The 24,177-nt window shown below is 58.1% G+C and carries 21 protein-coding genes and 2 tRNA genes; 6 read left to right on the top strand and 17 right to left on the bottom strand.

Translation table 11 applies throughout. From position 1 onward, the window contains the following. Positions 1–53: 53 nt before the first annotated feature. The 5 genes from rpsI to ABD013_RS17965 form a co-directional block, all read right to left on the bottom strand. Complete coding sequence (rpsI, locus tag ABD013_RS17985; RefSeq protein ID WP_217334816.1) at positions 54–446, bottom strand: 30S ribosomal protein S9; 393 nt, start codon at positions 444–446, stop codon at positions 54–56. 13 nt (positions 447–459) lie between these two features. Beyond that, complete coding sequence (gene rplM / locus ABD013_RS17980; protein ID WP_343809052.1) at positions 460–888, bottom strand: 50S ribosomal protein L13; 429 nt, start codon at positions 886–888, stop codon at positions 460–462. A 176-nt stretch (positions 889–1,064) separates the two neighbouring features. Beyond that, positions 1,065–2,171, bottom strand: coding sequence for a cell division protein ZapE (gene zapE / locus ABD013_RS17975; protein ID WP_343809051.1), 1,107 nt, complete (start codon positions 2,169–2,171; stop codon positions 1,065–1,067). Positions 2,172–2,290: 119 nt separating this feature from the next. Next, positions 2,291–3,001 (bottom strand): LrgB family protein, encoded by a 711-nt coding sequence (locus ABD013_RS17970; RefSeq protein WP_343809050.1) that lies wholly within the window; start codon positions 2,999–3,001, stop codon positions 2,291–2,293. Further along, positions 2,998–3,363 (bottom strand): CidA/LrgA family protein, encoded by a 366-nt coding sequence (locus tag ABD013_RS17965; RefSeq protein WP_343809049.1) that lies wholly within the window; start codon positions 3,361–3,363, stop codon positions 2,998–3,000. The genes ABD013_RS17970 and ABD013_RS17965 overlap by 4 nt, the downstream gene beginning before the upstream one ends. Before the next feature lie 179 nt (positions 3,364–3,542). On the opposite strand from ABD013_RS17965, the gene ABD013_RS17960 reads away from it, so the two are divergent. The 3 genes from ABD013_RS17960 to ABD013_RS17950 all read left to right on the top strand — a co-directional run bounded on the left by ABD013_RS17960 (position 3,543) and on the right by ABD013_RS17950 (position 5,113). Next, positions 3,543–3,619, top strand: a tRNA-Pro gene (locus tag ABD013_RS17960). Between the two features lie 22 nt (positions 3,620–3,641). Next, positions 3,642–3,718: transfer RNA gene (locus ABD013_RS17955), tRNA-Pro, on the top strand. 102 nt (positions 3,719–3,820) lie between these two features. Further along, positions 3,821–5,113 (top strand): NCS2 family permease, encoded by a 1,293-nt coding sequence (locus tag ABD013_RS17950; RefSeq protein WP_343809048.1) that lies wholly within the window; start codon positions 3,821–3,823, stop codon positions 5,111–5,113. A gap of 123 nt (positions 5,114–5,236) precedes the next feature. On the opposite strand, the gene aceF is transcribed toward ABD013_RS17950, so the two are convergent. The 3 genes from aceF to pdhR all read right to left on the bottom strand — a co-directional run bounded on the left by aceF (position 5,237) and on the right by pdhR (position 10,890). Then, entirely contained in the window at positions 5,237–7,204 is a 1,968-nt protein-coding gene (aceF, locus tag ABD013_RS17945; RefSeq protein ID WP_343809047.1) for a dihydrolipoyllysine-residue acetyltransferase, read from the bottom strand. A gap of 48 nt (positions 7,205–7,252) precedes the next feature. Then, on the bottom strand, positions 7,253–9,898 hold the full coding sequence (aceE, locus tag ABD013_RS17940) for a pyruvate dehydrogenase (acetyl-transferring), homodimeric type (protein WP_343809088.1): 2,646 nt from the start codon (positions 9,896–9,898) through the stop codon (positions 7,253–7,255). A gap of 227 nt (positions 9,899–10,125) precedes the next feature. Further along, positions 10,126–10,890, bottom strand: coding sequence for a pyruvate dehydrogenase complex transcriptional repressor PdhR (gene pdhR / locus ABD013_RS17935; RefSeq protein ID WP_343809046.1), 765 nt, complete (start codon positions 10,888–10,890; stop codon positions 10,126–10,128). Between the two features lie 181 nt (positions 10,891–11,071). Here pdhR and ABD013_RS17930 point away from each other — a divergent pair, with 181 nt between their 5' ends. Genes ABD013_RS17930 through ABD013_RS17920 form a run of 3 tightly spaced genes read left to right on the top strand, consistent with a single transcriptional unit; the run spans position 11,072 to position 15,344 of the window. Then, on the top strand, positions 11,072–13,921 hold the full coding sequence (locus tag ABD013_RS17930; RefSeq protein ID WP_343809045.1) for an FAD-binding and (Fe-S)-binding domain-containing protein: 2,850 nt from the start codon (positions 11,072–11,074) through the stop codon (positions 13,919–13,921). Further along, positions 13,908–14,396, top strand: a complete 489-nt coding sequence (locus tag ABD013_RS17925) for a universal stress protein (RefSeq protein WP_343809044.1) — start codon at positions 13,908–13,910, stop codon at positions 14,394–14,396. Before ABD013_RS17930 ends, ABD013_RS17925 begins: the two co-directional genes overlap by 14 nt. A gap of 45 nt (positions 14,397–14,441) precedes the next feature. After that, the gene (locus tag ABD013_RS17920) at positions 14,442–15,344 is read left to right on the top strand and encodes an AEC family transporter (RefSeq protein WP_343809043.1); all 903 of its coding nucleotides are present in this window, start codon (positions 14,442–14,444) and stop codon (positions 15,342–15,344) included. 46 nt (positions 15,345–15,390) lie between these two features. Here the strand turns inward: ABD013_RS17920 and ABD013_RS17915 are convergent, their stop codons facing one another. The 9 genes from ABD013_RS17915 to hisC form a co-directional block, all read right to left on the bottom strand. Continuing rightward, positions 15,391–15,675: a ComEA family DNA-binding protein gene (locus ABD013_RS17915; protein ID WP_343809042.1), complete on the bottom strand. Its 285-nt coding sequence runs from the start codon at positions 15,673–15,675 to the stop codon at positions 15,391–15,393. A 113-nt stretch (positions 15,676–15,788) separates the two neighbouring features. Continuing rightward, a complete protein-coding gene (pyrF, locus tag ABD013_RS17910) occupies positions 15,789–16,514 on the bottom strand; it encodes an orotidine-5'-phosphate decarboxylase (RefSeq protein ID WP_343809041.1) in 726 nt (241 codons plus the stop codon). 13 nt (positions 16,515–16,527) lie between these two features. Further along, positions 16,528–17,715 carry a lipopolysaccharide assembly protein LapB gene (gene lapB, locus ABD013_RS17905; protein WP_343809040.1) on the bottom strand — a complete coding sequence of 396 codons (1,188 nt, stop codon included), beginning with the start codon at positions 17,713–17,715 and terminating at the stop codon, positions 16,528–16,530. A gap of 1 nt (position 17,716) precedes the next feature. Continuing rightward, positions 17,717–18,022, bottom strand: a complete 306-nt coding sequence (locus ABD013_RS17900; RefSeq protein ID WP_343809039.1) for a LapA family protein — start codon at positions 18,020–18,022, stop codon at positions 17,717–17,719. 44 nt (positions 18,023–18,066) lie between these two features. Continuing rightward, positions 18,067–18,363, bottom strand: coding sequence for an integration host factor subunit beta (ihfB, locus tag ABD013_RS17895; RefSeq protein ID WP_343809038.1), 297 nt, complete (start codon positions 18,361–18,363; stop codon positions 18,067–18,069). A gap of 63 nt (positions 18,364–18,426) precedes the next feature. Beyond that, complete coding sequence (gene rpsA, locus ABD013_RS17890) at positions 18,427–20,109, bottom strand: 30S ribosomal protein S1 (RefSeq protein WP_343809037.1); 1,683 nt, start codon at positions 20,107–20,109, stop codon at positions 18,427–18,429. A gap of 27 nt (positions 20,110–20,136) precedes the next feature. Next, a complete protein-coding gene (gene cmk / locus ABD013_RS17885; RefSeq protein WP_343809036.1) occupies positions 20,137–20,832 on the bottom strand; it encodes a (d)CMP kinase in 696 nt (231 codons plus the stop codon). After that, the gene (locus tag ABD013_RS17880; protein ID WP_343809034.1) at positions 20,832–23,072 is read right to left on the bottom strand and encodes a bifunctional prephenate dehydrogenase/3-phosphoshikimate 1-carboxyvinyltransferase; all 2,241 of its coding nucleotides are present in this window, start codon (positions 23,070–23,072) and stop codon (positions 20,832–20,834) included. Before ABD013_RS17880 ends, cmk begins: the two co-directional genes overlap by 1 nt. Next, entirely contained in the window at positions 23,066–24,169 is a 1,104-nt protein-coding gene (gene hisC / locus ABD013_RS17875; protein WP_343809033.1) for a histidinol-phosphate transaminase, read from the bottom strand. The genes ABD013_RS17880 and hisC overlap by 7 nt, the downstream gene beginning before the upstream one ends. Between the last annotated feature and the right edge of the window lie 8 nt (positions 24,170–24,177).

Raw genomic sequence — 24,177 nt, 5'->3', positions numbered from 1 at the left:
ACGCGGGCTGCAGGCTTTTTTGCATTGCCGTAATGCGGCCAGGCCGCAAGCAATTAACGCTTGGAGAACTGCGGACGCTTACGGGCTTTACGCAGACCCACTTTCTTACGCTCAACCATACGAGCGTCACGGGTAACGTAGCCAGCTTCACGCAGAGCACCGCGCAGAGTTTCATCGTATTCCATCAGGGCACGAGTGATACCGTGACGAATAGCACCAGCCTGACCGAAGCCACCACCGCCTTTAACGGTGATGTGAGCGTCAAACTTTTCAACGTTGTCGGTCAGTTCCAGCGGCTGCATCACGATCATGCGCGCAGTTACGCGACCGAAGTACTCTTCCAGAGTACGGTTGTTGATGGTGATCTTGCCAGTACCCGGGCGCAGGAAAACACGAGCAGTAGAGGTTTTACGACGGCCGGTACCGTAATACTGAGTAGTAGACATATTCGCCTTCCCCTTAGATGTTCAGTTCTTTCGGTTGCTGAGCCTGGTGCGGATGTTCAGCACCGGCGTACACTTTCAGCTTGGTGTACATGGCGCGACCCAGCGGACCTTTCGGCAGCATGCCTTTAACAGCCAGCTCGATAGTGCGCTCAGGGAAGGTCTGTACCATCTTGTTGAAGTTAGCTTCCTTCAGACCACCCGGGAAACCGGAATGACGATAGTACATCTTGTCGTTGCGCTTGTTGCCGGTCACGTTTACTTTCTCGGCGTTTACTACAACGATGTAGTCACCGGTATCAACGTGCGGAGTGTATTCCGGCTTGTGCTTGCCACGCAGACGACGGGCAATTTCAGTAGCCAGGCGACCCAGAGTTTTACCCTCTGCGTCCACAACATACCAGTCGCGTTTTACTTCGGCCGGTTTGGCGGTAAAAGTTTTCATGGATTTTTCACCTTACAATTTAAGTCTCGAATACGAGATTCCGACTTACCTTATAGTTATTGGTTAGCGACTAGGCACGTCACTAACGTACACTTTTTCGGCACCCTGTCTTCAGGGAGCGCGCATTATACCCGCACCCCTGAGAATTGGGAAGCTGAAACCCGGGTTTTCTGCAATCAGGCGCGGTGTTCACGCGCCAGATATTCATGTGACTGCATTTCCAGCAAACGGCTCTGGGTGCGCTCAATCTCGAAATTCAGGCGCCCCTCAGTATAGATCTCATGGATCGGCACTTCCGCCGAAATAATCAGCTTGACCCCGGAGTCATAGAACTCATCCACCAGGTTGATGAAACGGCGTGCCGCATCATCGTTTTTACGCCCGAGCTGTGGCACATTGCTCAGCAGCACAGCGTGATAGATCTTGCCCAGCTCAATATAGTCGTTCTGCGAACGTGCACCTTCACACAGGGCCGAGAAGTCGAACCAGGCCACATCCTCACACACTCGGCGCGCCCTGATCATACGACCATTAATTTCAACCTCAGATTCCTTCTGCTCTTCTTCAAGATCAGGCGCCAGGCTTTCAAAGCTGGCATTCAGGCTCTTGTCCGCTCCTGCATCCAGCGGCCAGTGATAAAGCTCTGCCTGCTCAAGCGTACGCAGGCGATAATCGATGCCGCCATCCACATTGACCACTTCGGTATAACGCTTGAGCATATCGATGGCCGGCAGGAACCGCTGACGCTGTAGACCATCCTTATAAAGACCATCAGGGACAATATTGGAAGTCGCCACCAGTGCCACACCGTTGTTGAACAGCTCCTGCATCAAGCCGCCCAGAATCATGGCATCGGTGATATCGGTCACAAAGAATTCATCAAAACAGATGATTCGCGCTTCATCCGCGTACTTGCGGCCAATTTCGACCAGCGGGTTCTTGGTACCGTCCAGCGCCTTCAACTCCTGATGCACGCGCTGCATGAAACGGTGGAAATGCGTACGCATTTTGCGCTCGAACGGCAGGCTATCGAAGAAGGTATCCATCAGGTAGGTCTTGCCGCGTCCGACACCGCCCCAGAAATAAAGCCCTTTGATCGGTTCCTGCTGCTGCCGCTTGATCTTGCCACCCAGGCGCTGCATGAAGCTCGGCTTGGGCGCACGCTCAGCTGCCACCAGGTCGTCATACAAGCGCTGCAGGTGACCTACAGCCATCTCCTGGGTCGGATCATGGGAGAAATCTTCACGTTTCAGATCCTGCTGGTATCGCTCAAGCGGAGTCATCTTCAGTTTGTACCTCTGGACGGTTTATGCACACCACAACGGGGGCGAACTTTACTGCTGAAGCCCATTTTTCGCAAATCAGGCAGCCCCAAAAAGACTTAATACTTGGTATGAGAGGCTCATAAGCCAAGCAGACGCACCAGCACCGGCACCAGGAAAGCGGTCATTAGTCCGGTCAACCCCATCGCCAGCCCGGAGAAGGCGCCGGCCAGAGTACTGAATTCGAATGCAAAGGCGGTTCCGAAACCGTGCGAAGACAAGCCCAGCGTAAACCCCTTGACGGCGTCATCTTCAATCTTGAGCCAGCGGAACAGCCAAGGGGCTGTCAGACAACCGATTGCCCCTGTAATCAGCGCAAAGCCGGCTGACAGTGAAGGATACCCCCCGATCTTTTCAGCAATACCGATTGCGATCGGTGACGTAACCGACTTGGGCGCCAGTGACAGCAAGGTGGTATCGGATGCCCCCAGCAGCCAGGCCACGGCTATTACCGATAACGCAGCCGTAACCGCACCACAGGTACAAGCCACCAGCAGCGGCACCAGCATCTTCTTGACCCGTTCAAAGTGATCATAGAGCGGCACCGCCAGTGCAACCGTCGCCGGCCCCAGCAGGAAATGAATGAACTGCGCCCCCTCGAAATAGGTATCGTAATCGGTTCCGGTCAACTGCAGCAGCACAATGATCAGCGACAGGGCCACCAGTACGGGGTGCAGCAGCGGTGTCCCGCCAACCCGGCGGTTAAACCATGAAGTGAACATGAAGGTAGCGATGGTGATAATGATCCACCACAGAGGCTTGGCTGCAAAATAGACCCAGAAACTTGTCATCGCTTATCTCCCGACAAATCCAGATCCAGATTACGCGTCAGGTATTTCAACACCAGCGCGGTCACCAGAATGGTAACAACCGTGCTGACGACCAGTGCCACCAGAATCACCAGCCACTCTGCTGCAATCAGCTCAGCATGTACCATCAAGCCCACACCGGCCGGCACGAACAACAGCGCCAGGTGACGCAGCAGCCCTTCTGCCGAAACACGCATGGCCTCCGGCACCCGCTTGGCAACGATCAAGCCAAGCAGCAATAGCACCATCCCCATGACCGGGCCAGGCACCGGGAGAGCCAGCGCCAGCACTATCCACTCACCTACCAACTGACACAGCAACAACAGCAACAGACCTGCCAACATACCTCATCTCCTGTGGCTCATATTTGTGGCAAGAACCGGAGTGTACTTATTTTCTTAACATTTTTCCCTTCAACTCTTGGCAAACGGGTTCAGCCTCTCTATAATTCGCCCCGTTCTTGATTGAGGCGCCCAAAACGCTAATCCACCAATCAGAACAAATACTTAGCTTTCAGCTTTGTCGGGGTGTAGCTCAGCCTGGTAGAGCACTGTCTTCGGGAGGCAGGGGTCGTAGGTTCAAATCCTGTCACCCCGACCATTTGCTGAGACTAAGTATGCGTCGGGGTGTAGCTCAGCCTGGTAGAGCACTGTCTTCGGGAGGCAGGGGTCGTAGGTTCAAATCCTGTCACCCCGACCATTTTCTTTTCCCGCTTTTCATGTTTTTTCTGATTTCCTTCACTGCTCAATCCATACGACTAAGGTAGAATATCGCCTTAGCTACTATCGATGGATTTTCACCATGCTGGAAAAGCTCTTCAAGCTCTCCGAGCACCAAACCACTGTTCGCACTGAAATCATTGCAGGCCTGACCACCTTCCTGACGATGGCCTACATCATCTTTATCAACCCTTCCATGCTTTCCGCTGCTGGCATGGACTCCGGCGCCGTGTTCGTTGCCACCTGCCTGGCGGCCGCCATCGGCTGCTTTGTCATGGGCCTTGGCGCCAACTACCCGATCGCCCTGGCCCCCGGCATGGGGCTGAATGCCTTTTTCAGCTTCACCGTGGTCGGCCAGATGGGTTACAGCTGGGAAACCGCACTGGGCGCAGTATTCATCTCCGGTGTCTGCTTCTTCCTGCTGTCGATCTTCCGCATCCGCGAATGGATCATCAACAGCATCCCCCTGTCACTCAAGGGCGGCATCGGCGCTGGCATTGGCCTGTTCCTTGGCTTTATCGGCCTGAAAAACGCCGGCATCGTTACCGATAACTCAGCCACCCTGGTCACCATCGGCGACATGAGCCAATGGGGCGCCATTATGGCCTGCCTGGGATTCGTCATTATCGCCGCCTTGTATCATAAGCGAGTCACCGGCTCGGTGATGATCGGCATTCTATCCATTACCTTGATCAGCCTGGCGTTTGGCCATGTCGAGTTCACTGGAATCGCGGCAGCACCTCCGTCTCTGACTCCCACACTGGGCCAGCTCGATATCCTTGGCGCACTGAACATTGGCCTGATCAGCGTTGTTTTCTCCTTCCTGTTTGTCGACCTGTTTGATACCTCAGGCACACTGATCGCTGTCGCCCAAAAGGGCAAGATGCTGACCCCTGACGGCAAGCTGCCGCGCCTGGGTCGCGCCCTGATGGCCGACTCCACCGCCACCATGGCCGGCTCGGTGATGGGCACATCCACCACCACCAGCTACATCGAATCCGGTGCCGGCATTGCAGCAGGCGGCCGGACCGGCCTGACCGCTGTCGTTGTCGGCCTTCTGTTCCTGGCCTGCCTGTTCCTGTCACCGCTGGCAGGCACCATCCCGGCTTATGCCACCGCACCGGCATTGCTGTTCGTGGCAGTCTTGATGACTCACAGCCTGGTACAGATCGACTGGGACGATATCACTGAAGCCGCTCCCGTCGTGATCGCAACCGTCAGCATGCCGCTGACATTCTCCATCACAACCGGCATCGCCTTTGGCATCATTTCCTACACGGCGATCAAGGCTCTCAGTGGCCGCACCAGCGAGCTCAACCCCGCACTTTGGGTCCTCTCAGCGCTGTTTGTCGTGAAAATGGCCTATTACGGCTAACCCGGCATTGCGACGCGCCTCATTGAGGCGCGTCTATATCCAGATTACAGGTCGCCAGTAAAATTCAGGCACAAAAAAAGGGTGAAGGCCTGGCCTTCACCCTTTTTTCATCCCCGTGCCCGGTCAGAGCAGCAGGCGACGAATATCACTCAGCAGACCGTTCAGGTCAGTCAGGAAGCGACCTGCATCACCGCCGTTGATGGCACGGTGGTCATAGGACAGACACAGCGGCAGCATCATGCGCGGCTCGAACTCCTTGCCGTTCCAGCGCGGCTTGATATCCGCTTTGGACACGCCCAGGATCGCCACTTCCGGCGCATTGACGATCGGCGTGAAGCCGGTACCGCCAATGCCACCAAGACTGGAGATGGTGAAGCAGGCACCCTGCATCTCGTTCGGCTTCAGCTTGCGATCCTTGGCTTTGCCAGCCAGCTCTATCGCTTCACGCGCCAGCTCGTATACGCTCTTCTTGTCCGCATCCTTGATCACCGGCACCATCAGGCCATTCGGCGTATCAACCGCCAGACCGATATTGACGTACTTCTTGTACACGATGTGCTCGCCATCATGGTGCAGAGACGCATTGAACTTCTGATGACGCTTAAGCGCAATGGCGGCCGCCTTGATCATGAACGGCAACGGGGTCAGCTTGACACCCTCTTTCGCCGCCGCATCCTTCATCTCCTTGCGGAACGCTTCCAGCTCGGTGATGTCCGCTTCGTCGAACTGAGTCACGTGCGGGATGTTGAGCCAGCAACGGGACATGTTGTCACGGGTGATCTTGTCGACCCTGCTCAGCTTGACCATCTCGGTTTCGCCGAACTTGCTGAAGTCCACCGCCGGGATCGCCGGAATGCCGCTGCCACCGGTCACGGTAGCCGGCCCCTTTTCGGCCAGCTGCTTGAGTGCTGACTTCACGTAGGCCTGGACGTCTTCCTTCAGGATGCGCCCCTTGCGACCACTCGCGGTCACATTGACCAGCTCGACACCGAATTCACGCGCCAGCGCACGCACCGCCGGACCGGCATGTACATTACGGTTTTTCTTTTCCAGTGCATTCAGATCGACGTTTTTATCCGCCGCAGGCGCCGCCTTGGCAGCCGGGGCGGCCGCAGGAGCTGCCGCTTTCGGCACTTCGGCAACAGGCGCAGAAACCGGTGCTGCAGCAGGCGCACCCGCCACTTCCAGCTCAAGAATCAGATCACCCTCATTGACCTGACCACCTTCACTGATCTTGACGGAAACAACCTTGCCACCCTTGGGTGCCGGCACTTCCATGGACGCCTTGTCGGTTTCCAGCGTGATCAGACTGTCACCCTCGGCAATTTCGTCACCAGCCTTAACCAGCACCTCAATCACATCGACATCAGTTGCACCGGACAGATCCGGCACGGTGACCGGCTCGATGCCGCCTGCCTGGGCGGGCGCCGCAGCAGGTGCCGCTTCAGCAACCGGCACCACAGCCGGCGCTTCAGCCACTGCCGTTACAGCCGGCGCAGGTGCCGCAGCACCACCGCTGACTTCCAGCTCCAGCAGCAGGTCGCCTTCGCTGACCTGGTCACCTTCCTTGATCTTCATGGAGACAACCTTGCCACCCTTGGGCGCCGGCACTTCCATGGAGGCCTTGTCGGTTTCCAGCGTGATCAGGCTGTCACCTTCAGCGATCTCATCGCCTTCCTTGACCAGCACCTCGATCACATCCACATTGTCGGCACCGGACAGATCCGGTACCAGTACCTGCTCAACAGTTGTCGCAGCAGCAGGTGCCGCCGGCGCAGCTTCAGCAGCGGGTGCCGGGGCTGCGGGAGCGTCTTCAGCCGGAGCCTCAGCTGCCGGCGCCGCTTCCGCCGCCCCCTCAACTTCCAGCTCGAGAATGGCATCACCTTCGCTACAGGTGCCGCCTTCGGATACGATGATGCTTTTCACCACACCCGCATGGGTGGACGGCACTTCCATGGAGGCCTTGTCGGTTTCCAGCACGATCAGTGAATCGCCCTCGGCGATGCTGTCACCAACACTGACACAAACTTCAACGATGTCGACGTTTTCGCTACCGCCGATATCGGGCACTGTAATGGTAGTCGTAGTCACAATAAATCCTCTCGCAATAAACCAGTCAGATGTTCACTCGCCTGCCACTTACAGTGTCCAGGGGGCCGGCTTTTCCGGGTTGATGTTGAACTTCTGAATGGCCTTGGCGACAACCGAAGCCTCCAGCTTGCCTTCTTCCTGCAGAGCCTTCAGTGCAGCTACTGCGACGTAGTAGCGGTTCACTTCGAAGAACTCGCGCAGCTTGCTGCGACTGTCGGAACGACCGAAGCCGTCGGTACCCAGCACCTTGTAGCGACGCGGGATGTACTCACGCAGCTGGTCAGCGTACATGCGCATGTAGTCGGTAGAAGCCACAACAGGACCTTCACGGCCTTCCAGGCACTCTTCAACGTAGGATTTACGCGCTTCCTGCTCCGGGTTCAGCAGGTTCCAGCGACTGACGCTCTGCGCATCACGACGCAGTTCGTTGATGGAGGTAGTGCTCCAGACGTCAGCTTCAACGCCAAATTCATCACGCAGAATATTCGCCGCTTCACGCACTTCGCGCAGAATGGAGCCACAGCCCATCAGCTGCACCTTGAGATCGGAGTCCTTGCCCTCTTCCAGCAGGTACATGCCCTTGATGATGCCCTCTTCGGCACCCTGCGGCATCTCCGGATGCTGGTAGTTCTCGTTCAGCGTGGTGATGTAGTAGAACTTGTTTTCCTGCTCCTGGTACATGCGACGCATGCCGTCCTGAACAATCACGGCCAGCTCGTAGCCGTAAGTCGGGTCGTAGGACACGCAGTTCGGGATCATCTGCGCCATCAGGTGGCTGTGACCATCCTGGTGCTGCAGGCCTTCACCGTTCAGCGTAGTACGACCAGACGTCGCGCCGATCAGGAAGCCGCGCGCCTGGGAATCACCGGCCGCCCAGGCCAGATCCATGATGCGCTGGAAGCCGAACATGGAGTAGAAGATGTAGAACGGCACCATGGTGCAGCCGTTGTTGGCATAGGAGGTCGCGGCCGCGATCCAGGCCGACATGGCACCCGCTTCGTTGATACCTTCCTGCAGAATCTGACCGTTCTTGGACTCCTTGTAGTACATGATCTGATCGGAGTCGTGCGGCACGTAGCGCTGACCTTCAGAGGTGTAGATACCCAGCTGACGGAACATGCCTTCCATACCAAAGGTACGGGCTTCGTCCGGCACGATCGGTACTACGCGCTCGCCCATCTGCTTGTCTTTCACCAGGGTGCTGAGCACACGGTTCAGCGCCATCTGGGTCGATAGCGTACGCTCACCACTGGACTTGAGCTGACCCTTGAAGGCTTCAAGCTCAGGCACCTGCAGCTGTTCGAACTCGGTACGACGCGCCGGGTAGAAACCACCCAGCTGCTTACGACGCTCGAACATGTACTTCATCTCCGCCGAGTCCGGAGACGGGCGGTAGTAAGGCACGCTCTTGAGCTGCTCATCGGACAGCGGGATGTTGAAGTGGTCGCGGAAGCCCTTGAGGTCATCCATTGCCACTTTCTTCATCGAGTGGGTATCGTTCTTGGCCTGGCCAGACTGACCGGTACCGTAGCCCTTGACGGTCTGCGCCAGGATCACGGTCGGCTGTCCCTTGTGGTGGAACGCCTGGTGGTAGGCCGCATACACCTTGTACGGGTCATGGCCACCGCGGTTCAGGTTCATGATCTCTTCGTCAGACATATCCTTGACCATCTCGGCCAGTTCCGGATATTTGCCGAAGAAGTGCTCACGGGTGTAGGCACCACCATTGGCCTTGTAGTTCTGCAGCTCACCGTCGCAGACTTCGTTCATGCGCTGCTGCAGCAGGCCTTTTTCATCTTTCTCGAACAGCGGATCCCAGTGACGGCCCCAGAGAACCTTGATCACGTTCCAGCCGGCACCCTTAAAGACGCCTTCCAGTTCCTGCACGATCTTGCCGTTACCACGTACCGGGCCGTCCAGACGCTGCAGGTTACAGTTGATGACGAAGATCAGGTTTTCCAGCTGCTCGCGGCCGGCCAGCGAGATAGCCCCCAGAGTCTCCGGCTCGTCACATTCACCGTCACCCAGGAACGCCCATACCTTGCGCTCGCCGCGCTTGACCAGGTCACGCGCCGACAGATAACGCATCACGTGCGCCTGATAAATTGCCTGGATCGGCCCCAGCCCCATGGAAACGGTCGGGAACTGCCAGAAATCAGGCATCAGCCAGGGGTGCGGGTAGGATGACAGGCCATTGCCGTCCACTTCACGACGGAAGTTGTCCAGCTGTTCTTCGGTCAGACGGCCTTCCAGGTAGGCGCGGGCATAGATCCCCGGGGAGATGTGTCCCTGGAAGAACACCATGTCAGACTCACGGCCTTCGGGACCGTGGAAGAAGTAGTTGAAGCCGATATCATAGAGGGTGGCAGAGGAGGAGAAGCTGGAGATATGACCACCGAGGGCATCCTCGTTGTCATTGGCACGCATTACCATCGCCATGGCGTTCCAGCGGATGAAGGAGCGGATACGGCGCTCCATGAACAGATCACCCGGCATGCGGACTTCGTCACGCGGCGAAATGGTGTTCACATAGGAGGTATTGATGGAGGTACCCGCATCAAACCCCAGTGTAGATGCCTTGGCACCCAGTTCGCGCAGCAGGTAGCGCGCGCGCTCATCTCCGTCATTTTTGGCGACGGATTCAAGAGCATCCATCCATTCCTGAGTTTCGATTGGATCGATATCTTCAATCATATCTCGCACTTTGCCTTCTCCGATCACTTGTAAGCGTGGATGTTCCGACACTAGCCAGTACCCCGCATGGATTGCACGCAGAGCACATCGAGCTGTCTCGGTTATTGTGGTTTTATGTGTAGTAATACTACATTTGCACCATACTTTTGTCTATAACCAACCCTTGGGTATGGGTTAACGCGTATAGAAACCCTTTATACTGTAGTATTTTGACACTTTTACTGTTCTCACCCTGATCCAAGGTTAGACCGCCTCAGCGCTCTTTCCAGCCGGGTACGCTCTCGCCCCTGCTCCAGCAGGACTTCCTCGACAAAGGCCAGGTGATCATGCGCCGCCTGTCGGGCCGCTTCCGGTTCGGAATCAAGCACCGCCTGCAGCAGCAGTCGATGCTGCTCGTGTATCCGGCTGCGCATCTCCCCTTTTGGGTAGATCTGCTCCAGGTTGTCCCAGATATGCTGGCGCAACAGCGTGAACAGCGCGCGCATCATATGCAGCAGCACCACATTATGAGTCGCCGCCGCAATCGCCAGATGGAACTCCACATCAGCAGCCACCTCCCTGTCGAACGCCTTCTCCTCGTGACACTGCTGCAACTTGTCATAACAGGCCTGTATCGTAGCCTTGTCGGCGGGCGTTGAACGCAGTGCCGCGTAATAGGCACTGACGCCCTCCAGGGCATGGCGAAATTCCAGCAGGTCGTACTGGGACTCAGGATGCGACTTGAACAGCTCCAGCAACGGATCCGACAACCCGGCCCCCAGATCCTCGGCGACAAATGTTCCTCCCCCCTGTCGACTGACCAACAAGCCCCGGGCAGCCAGCTTCTGCATCGCCTCACGTACCGAGGGTCTGGAAACCTCAAACTGAGTCGCCAACTCCCGCTCCGGCGGTAGGCGCTGGCCGGGCTTTAGCGCTCCTTCAAGGATCATGGTTTCCAGCTGCTGCATGATCACATCGGATATGCGGGGCTGTTTGACGCGTTTATACACCATACTGCAATGATCACCTGCTTGTGGATAACTGAACTCTATGGAAAAACTAAATTGGTTTGACCAATTTTACAAGCGCCTCAGCATTTAATATCCACAAGCTGGCATTGACAGCCAGGGCATAGAGGCCATAAAGTCCACTAAACCGATATGGTTAATTGGTAAGACCAATTATGGTGATTGTATGAAATCCGAGTTCCAAGCCTTTTTCGACCAGCTGCAGAGCTTCATCCCCGCTGAGCGTCTGATTACCGACCCGTTGCGCACCCTGGCCTACGGTACCGATGCCAGTTTTTATCGCCTGATCCCGCAGATTGTGGTCAGGGTTGAAAGCGAACAGGAAGTCGTACGCCTTATCGGCCTGGCCCATGAACACGACCTGCCGCTGACCTTTCGTGCCGCCGGTACCAGCCTGTCAGGCCAGGCGATCACCGACTCGGTTCTGGTACAGCTCGGTGACGGATGGAAGGGCTACGAAATCAGCCAAGGCGCTGACACCATCCGCCTTCAGCCCGGTGTAATCGGTGCCCATGCCAACCGCTACCTGGCGCCGTTCCAACGCAAGATCGGTCCGGACCCGGCATCCATCAATGCCGCCAAGATCGGGGGGATTGCCGCCAACAACGCCAGCGGCATGTGCTGCGGTACGGCGCAGAACAGCTACCGAACACTTCACAGCATGCGCCTGGTACTGTCCGATGGCTCGGTCCTGGACACGGCCGATCCCGTATCGGTAGAGCAATTCCGTCAACAGCACCAGCCCCTGCTCGACAGCCTGGACTCGCTGGCCAAGCTGACCCGCTCCAATAGCGAGCTCAGGCAGAAGATCGAGCACAAATACCGGCTCAAGAATACGACCGGCTATGCGCTCAATGCCCTGGTCGATTTCGATGACCCGATCGACATCCTGCAGCACCTGATGATCGGCTCGGAAGGCACCCTCGGCTTCATCTCCGCCATCACCTACAACACCGTACCCGATCACCCCCACAAGGCATCGGCACTGGTATTTTTTGATCGCGTCCGTACCACCTGTGAAGCAGTCGCCCTGCTCAAGTCCACACCGGTTGCAGCAGTCGAGCTGATGGATCGGGCCGGACTGCATTCGGTTGAGGACAAACCCGGCATGCCCGACTTCATCCGCTCATTGCCGGAGGATGCCGCCGCCCTGCTGATCGAAACCCGCGCCGAGAATGAAGCCGAGCTGCAACAGCAGATCGACGCCATCAGCGCCAGCATTGCTCACCTGCAGACCAGTCAGCCATACCAGTTCAGTACCGATCCAGAGGAGTGCGCTCGCTACTGGGCGATTCGCAAGGGCCTGTTCCCGGCGGTTGGTGCCGTGCGCGAGACCGGTACCACGGTGATCATTGAGGACGTCGCCTTCCCTGTCGAACGGCTGGCCGACGCCGTTGCCGATCTGCACGAGCTGTTCGTTCGCTGGGACTATCCTGAGGCCCTGATCTTCGGCCATGCTCTCGAAGGCAATCTGCATTTTGTATTCACCCAGTCGTTCGAAACCGAAGATGCCCTGCGCCGCTATGAAGGCCTGATGGATGACGTGGCGGACCTGGTCGTCAACCGTTATGGCGGCTCTCTCAAGGCCGAACACGGCACCGGGCGAAACATGGCGCCCTATGTGGAGCTGGAATGGGGGCAGGACGCCTATCGACTGATGCGCGAGATCAAGTCCCTGCTGGACCCGGCGGGCATCTTGAATCCGGGCGTTATCCTCAATGAGGATGCCAAGGTACATCTGAAAAACCTCAAGCCAATGCCCGCTGCCGACCCACTGGTGGATAAATGCATTGAATGCGGCTTCTGCGAACCGGTGTGCCCGTCACGGGATCTGACGTTGACGCCTCGCCAGCGCATCGTACTCTGGCGCGAAATCAGCGAGCTGGAACGCTCGGGCGACAACCCCGAGCGCTTGCAGCAGCTGAAAAAGGACTATGCCTATCAGGGTGACGAGACCTGTGCCGCCTGCGGGCTCTGCTCGACCAGCTGCCCGGTAGGCATCAATACCGGCGACCTGACCCGGCTGATTCGTCACCATAATCATGAGCATCGCGAGAACCTCGCCAACTGGCTCGCCGAGCACTACGGCGGCGCGATGAAAGCCAGCCGCGCCCTGTTTAAGGTCGCCGACACCACTCACCGACTATTGGGCAGTGACCGCATGAGCGCACTGACCGGGGGAGTCCGCAAGCTTAGCGGCAACCGGGTACAGCAGTGGACACCTGCCATGCCGACCGCTGCCAGCACGCCGGCCACGCCAACCCCTTCCAGCCCCCGGGTTGGCGACAGGGTCGTCTATCTGCCCAGCTGCGCCAGCCGCACCATGGGGCCCATGCGCGGCAGCGAAGAGCTGGTCTCACTGGCGGACAAAACCATCCATTTGCTGCAAAAAGCCGGTTTCGAAGTCATCCTCCCAGACGCCCTGGAAAGCCTGTGTTGCGGCATGCCGTTCCAGTCGAAAGGCATGTTCACGGCTGCCGAGCACAAGCGAAGCGAGCTGGCCAGCCAGCTGCTTAAGGCCAGTGACAGAGGTCGTATTCCGATCTATTCGGATACCAGCCCGTGCAGTTTGCGGCTGCAGGAAGGCCTGCCAGCAGAACTGCAGCTCTATGACAGTATCGAGTTCCTTGATCGCTTTGTGTTGCCCAGGCTCGAGGTCACGCCTGTCGCTGAGACGGTGGCTCTGCATATCACCTGCAGCAGCCAGCGCCAGGGACTGGATGGCGCACTCAAGCGTATCCTCAGCGCCTGCAGCACAGACGTCGTTATCCCCGATCAGATCACCTGCTGTGGTTTTGCTGGTGACAAGGGGTTCTCGACCCCCGAGTTGAATGCAAATGCCTTACGCACCCTGAAATCCCAGGTCCAGCACTGCAGCGGTGGCTATTCTACCAGCCGTACCTGCGAGATCGGACTGAGTCATCACAGCGGCATCGAATACCGCTCAGTGGTGTATCTGCTTGATCGTTGTTCACAACCCAAGCCTTGCGAGGAGGCCCACCATGTCGCTACCTGATATCAACACCATTCTGTACACCACGCTGCTGGACGACTACTCCCGCCCGGTTTTTCGTCATGCAGTACAACTGGCACGCCTGACCGGCGCGCATATTCAGATGCTGCATGTGATCGAACCGGTCGGCGAGATGGGACACGCGCTGATCCGCAACTACCTGCCCGAGGACATGATCCAGCGAATGCATGAAGAAGGCATCCACAAGGTCCTCGATCAGATGCGTGTACGCGTCGACAAGTTCATTGCTGACGAACTGGCGGCACTGCCGGCCAACGGAACCCCCGACATCACGCCGGTTGTTGCAGAAGGCGCTCATGCCGATGTTATTCTCGAACAGGCTGAAATACTGGGCGCGGATGTTATCATCATGGGCGCTGAAAACCGGTTCGGTCATCACAGCCACACGGCAAATCAGGTTATTCGCTACGCCAAAGTTCCCGTGTATGTCGTGCCAACCGGTAAAGACTATCTCTGACCCGAAGGGCGGGCTGGCCCCACCGGGCCAGCCAAAGGAACTTTCATGGACAGCACTTCACTCGCGCTAATGGAACGCATTTTTCTCACGGTTTTCCCTCTGGTTGCCATCGTTAGCGTCGGTTTTTTCTATGCCAAATCCCGACACACCGATATGGCGATCGCCAACCGCATCAACATTGATGTTTTCTGCCCGGCGCTGATCTTCTCGGTCATGTCGGCCAAATCCTTTGATTTACCGACCTATTCCAACCTCGCCATCGGCGCTGCAGTCGTCGTACTCGGCTCAGGCCTGCTGATCTGGCCACTGTGCCGCCTGATCGGTGTCCAGATGAAGACTTTCCTGCCGCCAATGATGTTCAACAACAGCGGCAATCTGGGTATCCCGCTGCTGGTGCTGGCGTTCGGAGAGCAGGCCCTGCCGGCCGCCGTAGTGTTGTTTCTGGTGGAAAATCTGCTGCATTTCACGGTCGGCATCTACATGCTCGACCACCGCACCAACCCGTTCAACGTGCTGCGCATGCCGATGATCATCGCCACCATTGCCGGTTTGCTGGTCAGCAGCTTTGACTGGACGCTGCCCAATGTGGTGCTGGTACCGATTGACATGCTGGGTCAGATCGCCATTCCACTGATGCTGTTCGCGCTGGGGGTCCGTATGACCAGCGTCGACTTCTCCAACTGGAAAATTGGTCTCTGGGGAAGTCTGCTGGCGCCGGTCAGCGGCGTGATCGTCGCGCTGGCCCTGCAGCCGTTACTGCAACTTGAGCCACTGCAGTTCAGCTACCTGTTGATGTTCGGTGCCCTGCCGCCGGCGGTACTCAACTACATGATGGCGGAGCGTTACAACCAGGAACCGCATCAGGTCGCATCGATTGTATTGTTGGGCAACATCAGCAGCCTGCTGGTAATCCCGGTTGCACTGGCATTTGCCCTGCAAGCGGGATAAGCACTAAAAAGAAGGGCCGGCAGATGCCGGCCCTTGGCTGACCGTCTTACTCCGCACCACCCGACTGCAACAGAATCAAGTCCCTGTTCTTTGTAACTGTCGCAGGCCCTATGCCTTTCACATCGCTCAGCTGCTCAACCGCAATGAATGGACCATTGGCTTCACGGTAGGCCACGATGGCTTCCGCTTTTGCCGGTCCTATGCCATTAAGCGCAGATGCAATCTGGGCCGCACTGGCGGTATTGATATCCACCGGCTCGGCCGCCAGCGACAAGGGGGAAAACAACAGGGTAGAGGAGAGCAGCACGCTGCCCAGCAGACGTTTCATCATGATCGCTTCCTTTCGTCTATGAGGGGAATGCCAGCCATCCTTGACCAGCGCCTATCATCATAGGCAGCGCAGTGCCGAAGCTGAAGACCTGTTCGGCCTGCGCTTGATCCTGATCAGTTCTGGCGTGCCAGAAGTGCTGCCGCAACGTCCTGCTGTATACGTGCTGCGACATCAGACGGGGTCTGCGCCTGAGTAATCGGTCGACCGATCACCAGGTAATCGCTGCCGGTCTCGATCGCTTCGGTCGGTGTCATGATACGACGCTGATCGCCCTGCTCGGCATCAGCCGGACGGATACCCGGGGTCACCAGCGCGAACGGCTGTTCAATGGCGGCCCGAATCGCAGCGACCTCCTGGGCTGAACAGACCACGCCATCCAGCCCGGATGACTGGGTCAGTTTGGCCAGACGCACGACCTGCTCCATCGGGTCCAGATCCAGGCCAATCTCGGCCAGATCGGCACGCTCCATGCTGGTCAGCACAGTCACCGCGATCAGCAGGGTCCGGTTATCCCGCATTTGCTCCAGCTGCTCGCGTGCCGCCTCCATCATGCGGCGCCCACCCGAAGCGTGCACATTGACCATCCAGACACCCATTTCTGCCGCCGCGCGCACGGCACGCGCCGTGGTGTTGGGAATGTCATGGAATTTCAGGTCCAGAAAGACCTCGAACCCCAGGCGATGCAGCGCTTCAACCACCGCAGGCCCACAACGGGTAAACAGCTCCTTGCCCACTTTAACCCGGCACAGCGCCGGGTCCAGCTGCCGGGCCATCTGCAGGGCAGCCTCCTGATCCGGATAATCGAGAGCAACAATGATTCGGTTGGTATCGGTGGTCATGTTTAAAAATCTCTTACTCGCCTTCAAGGCCCTGTATCGGGCCGGTCGTACCCCACTGCTTGCAGGAAGGGCACTGCCAATGCAGTGTCCGTCCGGCAAAACCGCAATGGTTACATTGATAAATGGGTTTACTCTGTTCCAGCTGCCCGGTCAGTCCACGCAAAACACTGAGGCTCTGCCGAGCACTGCGGGAACCATAGTCGATATGCATGTCGATCAGGCGATTGAAGCCCCTGATCGAGGGACGCTTTTTCAGTTCTTCCGTGAGAAATTTGCCTGCCGCATAAACATCCTTATGCTGCCAGATTATCTCCGCCAGGGCCTTAAGGACCGTTGCCGACGGGGCCTCCTGCAGGCATTTGCGCAGATAGGCCTCGAATTCATCTTCCGCTTCCAGCGCCTGGTAACATTCGGCCAGAGGGGCAATGGTTTCAGGCACCAACAGCGCGTTCTGCTGCAGAACCTGTTTCAATGCCTTGATCGCCGGGCGCCAGCGTGACTGCGCCATCAGCATCCGGGCCCTGATCAGGCTGGCACGACAGCAGGCACTGTCATAGGCAAGCGCCTGACGCAGATATTGCTCAGCGGCCCCGGAATCGCCCTCACGCAGTACCACCTCTGCCCGTTCGCAGCAATAATGGGCCAACTCATGCTGGGCTTCGGCCAGATCAGCGGTCTGAAGCTGATGCGCCGTATCCAGCGCCTGCTGCCATTCACGCTCTTTTTCATAGAGCTTGATCAACAGCAGCAGGGCCTTACGGCGAGCATTCGCTTCAGTCGCTTGCTGAATAATATCCAGCAACAGGTTTTCTGCCCGGTCGAGCAACCCCAGGGCATCATAGTCACGGGCCAGTGCCATCTGGATACGCAGGAAGTCCGCTGGTGGCAAGTCCGGCCGGGCCAACAGCTTCTGATGAATGCTTACTGCCCGATCAACCTCGCCCTTGCGCCGGAACAGCTTGGCCAGAGTCAGGTGCGCCGGAATCGTATCAGAGTTGATCTCCAGTGCGCGAATGAAACTTTCGATCGCTTCATCGGTGTTTTCATTGATCAGATGATCAAGCCCGTTGAAGTACTCCTTGCTCAGGTCGGCTGCCGAGAGCTCTGCCGCTTGGCGGTTCAGCACCTGGCTTCGACCCAGCCACCAGCCGGCGCCCACTGCCAGAAACAGTGGAACAATCAGCAGGTAGTCAGACAACATTTCAGTTGGAGTTTTTCAGGCCGGCCGTACGCAACTGGTCAAGCTCCTTGCGGAACGCCTGCTCCTTGCGCCGAGCCGATCGGAGGCGGGTTTTCAACGCCAGCAGCGTCAGGCTGCTCAGCAACATGCCGCAGATCCCCCCCAGCACGAAGACAGCGATGAGCCAGAGGGACAGGCTGGCTTCCGGCGAGGCGAAGAACACCAGATCGATGCTCACCGGTTGAGTATTGTGGATGGTAAACAGAATGCCGATGCCGATCACGATCAGCGCCAGCAGGGTCAGAATCAGTTTTTTCAGCCAGTTCACGCGTTCTTCCTCTGCAGTTGACCGGCATTATTATGACAGGGAACTCAATAGCCGGCTTTAAGCCCTTCGTTCACCTGGTCACGCAGCTCCTTACCGGGCTTGAAGTGCGGAACATATTTGGCCACCAGGGGAACGGCTTCGCCCGTTTTGGGATTACGTCCCATCCGGGGAGCACGATAGTGTAACGAGAAGCTGCCGAAACCGCGAATTTCAATACGCTCGCCTGTCGACAGCGCATCGGTCATATGGTCAAGCATGGTCTTGACAGCCAGCTCCACATCCTTGACCGATAATTCGGGGTGGGCATCAATCAAACGCTCGATTAACTCTGACTTGGTCATAACACCTCCGGTTCAGACCGAAGGCCCCGCAACGGCAGGGCCTCAGACTAGAGCGATGGGGAATCAGGAGTCCTGCTTTTTCATCTGCTGCTTGATCAGGTCACCAATGGTGGTCGGCCCCTGTTCCTGGCTGGGCTGCTCCTGCACCGCCTTCATCGCCTGTTTCACCTGCGCCCGTTCCATCTGACGAACAGAGAGATTCAGCGCTCGATTACGACGGTCCACACTCAATACGGCGGCTTCCAGCTCATCACCGGCCTTGAGTTCAGTGGTCAGGTCAGCCACATGTGCTTCAGACAGTTCAGAAACCTTGAGGATGGCATCCACACCCTCTGCCAGTGCGATGGTTGCCTGGCGCGGGTTTACCTCCTGAATGATACCGGTCACGATGCTGCCCTTGGGATGCTGGTCGGCATACTGCGCAAAAGGATCCGAGTTCAGCTGCTTGATACCCAGCGCGATACGCTCACGCTCAGGATCTACGGACAGCACCAGGGCCTCGACCTCATCCCCCTTGTTGTAGTCTTTCATCGCCTCTTCCCCGGGCAGATCCCAGGACAGATCGGAGAGGTGCACCAGGCCATCGATACCGCCATCCAGGCCGATAAACACACCGAAGTCGGTGATCGAGCGGACCCGTCCCTTGAGTACATCGCCCTTGGCATGCTGGCTGGCAAACTGTTCCCAGGGGTTGGCCTGACATTGCTTCATCCCCAGCGAGATGCGGCGACGCTGCTGGTCGATATCGAGGATCATGACTTCGACCTCATCGCCAACCTGTACTACCTTGGAGGGGTGGATGTTCTTATTGGTCCAATCCATTTCAGAGACATGGACCAGACCTTCGATGCCCGGGGCGATTTCGGCAAAACAGCCATAGTCGGTCAGGTTGCTCACCTTCGCCTTGACCCGGCTGCCCACCGTATACTCGGACGTCAGCTTGTTCCAGGGGTCTTCCTGCAACTGCTTGAGGCCCAGGGAAACACGCTTGCGCTCGGCATCGTATTTCAGCACTTTGACATCAATTTCGTCACCAACATTGAGCACTTCACTCGGATGCTTGACCCGCTTCCAGGCAATATCGGTGATATGCAGCAGGCCGTCGATGCCGCCCAAGTCGATGAAAGCGCCGTAATCCGTCAGGTTCTTGACGATACCCTTGGTTACCAGGCCTTCTTCCATTTTCTCCAGCAGCTTTTCACGCTCCTGGCTGTAAGCTTCTTCAAGCACGGCACGACGGGACACCACCAGGTTATTGCTGCGGGCATCCAGCTTGACGATACGCAGTTCCAGCTCCTGGCCTTCGAGATGGGAGGTGTCGCGCAACGGGCGGATATCGACAAGCGAACCGGGAAGGAAGGCATTCAGGCCATTTACGTTGACGGTCAAGCCACCACGGACACGGCCAACGATATGGCCATGCACAGTGCTGCCGGCTTCGTAGGCTTCTTCGAGCACCGCCCAGGCTTCGATTCGCTTGGCGCGCTCACGGGACAAAACGGTCGAGCCAAAGCCATCTTCAAGGGATTCCAGGGCGACTCGTACTTCGTCGCCGATTTGAAGATTGCATTCACCCTTGTCATCACGGAACTGTTCCAGAGGAATAACGCCCTCCGACTTGAGTCCTGCATTGACGATCACAAAGTCATTATCAATCGCCACCACCGTGCCCGTCACAATCGATCCGGGCGCCATGTCCAGCTCTTTCAAACTCTCTTCAAACAGCTCCGCAAAACTTTCGCTCATTACCGTTCCTTCCCAAGTTTGGCTACATCAACGCAGCCCTCTGTGTCTGGCTTCATCCAGCACGGCCTGCAACACCTCATCAATCGTCATCGTCGTGGTGTCAAGCCTCACTGCATCTGGCGCTGGCTTAAGCGGCGCAACGGCACGATTCATGTCACGCGCGTCACGGGCCTTTATATCGTTCAATATATCATCAAGGCTAGCACCGGGTTCCTTGCTAATCAACTGCTTATAACGTCGCTGCGCACGCTCCTCAGCACTGGCATCCAGGTAGATCTTCAATTCCGCAGACGGGAAGACAACAGTGCCCATATCGCGACCATCGGCAACCAGCCCCGGCGCGCCTGCAAAGTCACGCTGGCGATTGAGCAGCGCTTCGCGCACCGGCCCCAGCGCCGCGATAACAGAAGCATCCTCGCCAACCCGCTCATTGCGGATGGCATGGGTCACTTCTTCACCTTCCAGTACGATCTGTACGCCCTTGCCGTTGTCAGAAGCCTTGAACTGCACATCCAGATGCGCAGCCAGCACCTCCAACGCCTCAACGTCATCCAGCTCGACGCCATGGTGACGCGCAGCCAGTGCGGTCAGGCGATAAAGCGCCCCGCTATCGAGCAGATGCCAACCAAGCTCTTTCGCCAGCAACTGACAGATAGTGCCCTTACCTGATCCACTGGGGCCATCAACCGTGATGACCGCCACCTGTTTCTCCTGGATGGACATCAGTCCTCCTCCTTATGAACGTTCAAACCCACCCGCTGTGCCTGCTCGACAAAGTCGGGATAGGCCGCCAGCAGAGCTCCACTCTGGGTCACTGTTACGGTTTCGGCGCAGCACAGCCCGGCGGCCAGTGCCGCCATGGTCAGCCGCAAACTGCCTTTGGCCTCGATGCTGCCACCCTTCAGCCCACCACCGGTTACCCGGATGCAGTCTGCGTCCTGCTCAACCCGGACGCCAAGGTCGGACAGCATGGCCACGGTTTTCTGTACCGGGTCATCTTCCTTGTGCTTAAGCCGGGCCAGACCGCTGAAGCAGCTCTCGCCCTCAGCCACACCCGCCGCGACCAGCAGCAGTGGCAGCTCATCTACCGCCGATACCAGCAACCGGGTATCGGCATCGATTCCCTTGAGCCTCTGCCCCGCTGTCACTACCAGGTCCGCGACTGGTTCGCCCAACTGGTCACGGCTATGCTCCTGCCGAATATCGGCGCCCATCCGCTGCAGCACCTGCAGAGCCCCGATACGGCTGGGATTGGTGCCGACCGAACGCAGTCGGTAAGATCCGCAGCTGTGTTCGGCTCCGGCCACCAGCATGAACAGGGTGGCCCAGGAGATATCACCCGGCACCTGGATATCAGCGGCTCGCAATGTTCCACCCGGCGCCAACGTGACGCTGGTATCAGTATGCGCAACCCCCGCTCCCAGCGCGGCCAGCATACGTTCCGTGTGATCGCGTGTGGCCACCGGCTCCCGAATACAGGTGTTGCCCTCGGCCCAGAGGCCTGCCAGCAACAGCGACGACTTGACCTGCGCACTGGGCACCGGCAATTGGTAATCGATCCCCTGTAACCGCTGTCCACCGGTGATGCGTAGCGGAGCCCCACCGCTCTCACCGGTTTCGATCAGCGCGCCCATCTGGCGCAGCGGCTCGGCAACCCGGGTCATGTCACGGTGGCACAAGGCCTCGTCGCCGAACAGCTCGGTGTCGAAAGGCTGAGCCGCCAGCACACCGGCCAACAAACGCATCGCCGTAGCCGAATGCCCCAGGTACAGCGGCCCGGGCGGCGGCTTGAGACCCTGCAGCCCCACACCAAACACCCTCACCTGGCCCTGGTGCGGTCCTTCGATGACCACCCCCATATCGCGCAGGGCCTGCAGGGTTGCAAGGCTGTCCTCGTTCTCCAGAAAACCGCTGATGTCAGTAACACCTTCCGCGATCGCCGCCAGAATAATGGCCCGATGCGAAATCGACTTGTCACCAGGCAAACTGAACTCACCACTGAGTTCAGCACCACCACGGGCGCGCAAGTTTACCGCTCGCATATGATCATTCGATGAATAGGCCGCCTTGTTCAACAGGCGAGTAAAGTGGTCTCGCGCTGCCTTGGCCCGGGTGAATATCCCCAGCATGCCTTCGCTGTCACCCTGCTCAATGGCACCGCGCAAACGCGTCACACCGGCGGTGTAACGATCGATCTGCGCCAGAATGGCATCACGGTTGGCGATACAGATATCGTGCCACATGGTAGGGTCGCTGGCCGCGATGCGCGTGAAGTCGCGAAAGCCACCGGCGGCATAGCGGAAGATGTCCAGGTTCTCCTCCTCCCGCGCCAGCGTATCAACCAGTGAAAAGGCCAACAGGTGCGGCAGGTGGCTGGTCGCCGCCAGGACTTCGTCATGCCGGCCGACGTCCATCTGCAGCACTTCGGCACCAACGGCCTGCCACAGGCGCGCCAGTTCAAGCGTGGCGTTGGGGTCGGTTTCCGGCAGCGGGGTCAGAATGACCTTATGGTGCTCGAACAGGTCAGCATCCGAGGCGCGCACACCACTTTTCTCGGCCCCGGCAATCGGATGGCCCGGAATGAAAGTGCCCGGCAAATGACCAAAAATACGCCGTGCCGCCTGGACCAGGTTGCCCTTGGTACTGCCGACATCGGTCACCAGGGTCTGCAGTCTCAGGTGCGGACGTATCTGCTCCAGTACGGTTTCCATCGCCTTGACCGGCACCGCCAGCACGATCAGATCGGCTGCTGAGACCTCGGTGGGCAGATCTTCAGCGACCCGGTCGATTACGCCCAATTGCAGTCCCAGACGGCATTCATCCTGACTGCGATCAGCGCCCACGACCTCACCGACACAGGAACGGGTTTTCAGTGCCTTGGCCAGGGAACCTCCGATGAGGCCCAGGCCGATGATGAGGACGCGTTCGAGTCGGTATTGCGAGGCGGGGCTATAGTTCAGCACGCGAGCACCTGTCGCAGCGCCCTCAGGAAGCGATCATTCTCTTCCGGCAGGCCGATGCTGATACGTAGATGCTGCGGCATGCGATAGGGCCCCAGCGGGCGGACAATCACGCCTTCACGCAGCAACGCTTCGAATACCGGCTGAGCCGGGCGCGCCACATCGACGGTGATGAAGTTGCCAAAGGACGGGATGAAGCCCAGACCCTGCAGCTTGAGTCCCTCTTCGAGCTGCTGCATGCCGGCACGGTTCAGCTCGACGCTGCGCTGCAGGTAGTCACTGTCAGCCAGCACCGCTTCCGCGGCTGCAAGGGCCAGGTGAGACACATTAAACGGCTGACGCACCCGGTTCAGCAGGTCGGTGATCACCGGGTTGGCGGCGGCAAAGCCGACCCTCAGGCCCGCTAATCCCCAAGCCTTGGAGAAGGTCCGTGTCACGATCAGATTCGGATAGCGCGGCAGCAGCTCCAGCCCATCGGGGAAGTCAGCCTGATCCACATACTCGGTGTAAGCCTCGTCGAGTACGACGATCACCTGCTCGGGTACTGTATCGAGGAAAGCCACCAGTTCATCGCGCATCAGCGCGGTACCGGTGGGGTTGTTCGGGTTGGCGATAAACAGCAGCCGCGTCCGCTCCGTGATCGCTTCGGCCATCGCCTGCAGGTTATGGCCATAATCGCGGGCCGGGGTGACCACTGCTGTGGCACTACACGCCTGGGTAACGATTGGATAAACGGCAAAGGCGTACTCGGAGAAGACCACCTCGTCACCAGGGTTTAGGAAGGCGCGCGCAATGAGTTCCAGCACATCATTGGAACCATTGCCCAGCGTCAGCTGGTTGGCCGCGAGCCCGTAGTGTCGTTGCAGGGCACGCTTGAGGCCGAAGCCGTTGCTGTCCGGGTAGCGGGTCGCGTCGGCCAGCGCGGCTTGTGCTGCTGCCATTGCTCGACCGCTCGGTCCCAGCGGGTTCTCGTTGCTGGCCAGCTTGACGATATTGCTGATGCCCAGTTCGCGCTCCAGCTCCTCCACCGGCTTGCCGGCTTCATAGGGATGCAGTCCCTGCACGCCGGGTGTTGCCAGTGCCATAAAATCACATGACATGTGTTGGC

The sequence above is a fragment of the Marinobacterium maritimum genome, from assembly GCF_039523155.1.
Lineage (GTDB): Bacteria > Pseudomonadota > Gammaproteobacteria > Pseudomonadales > Balneatricaceae > Marinobacterium > Marinobacterium maritimum.
The sequence above is the reverse complement of the archived record's forward strand: the minus strand, read 5'-3'. Positions and strand labels throughout refer to the sequence as shown.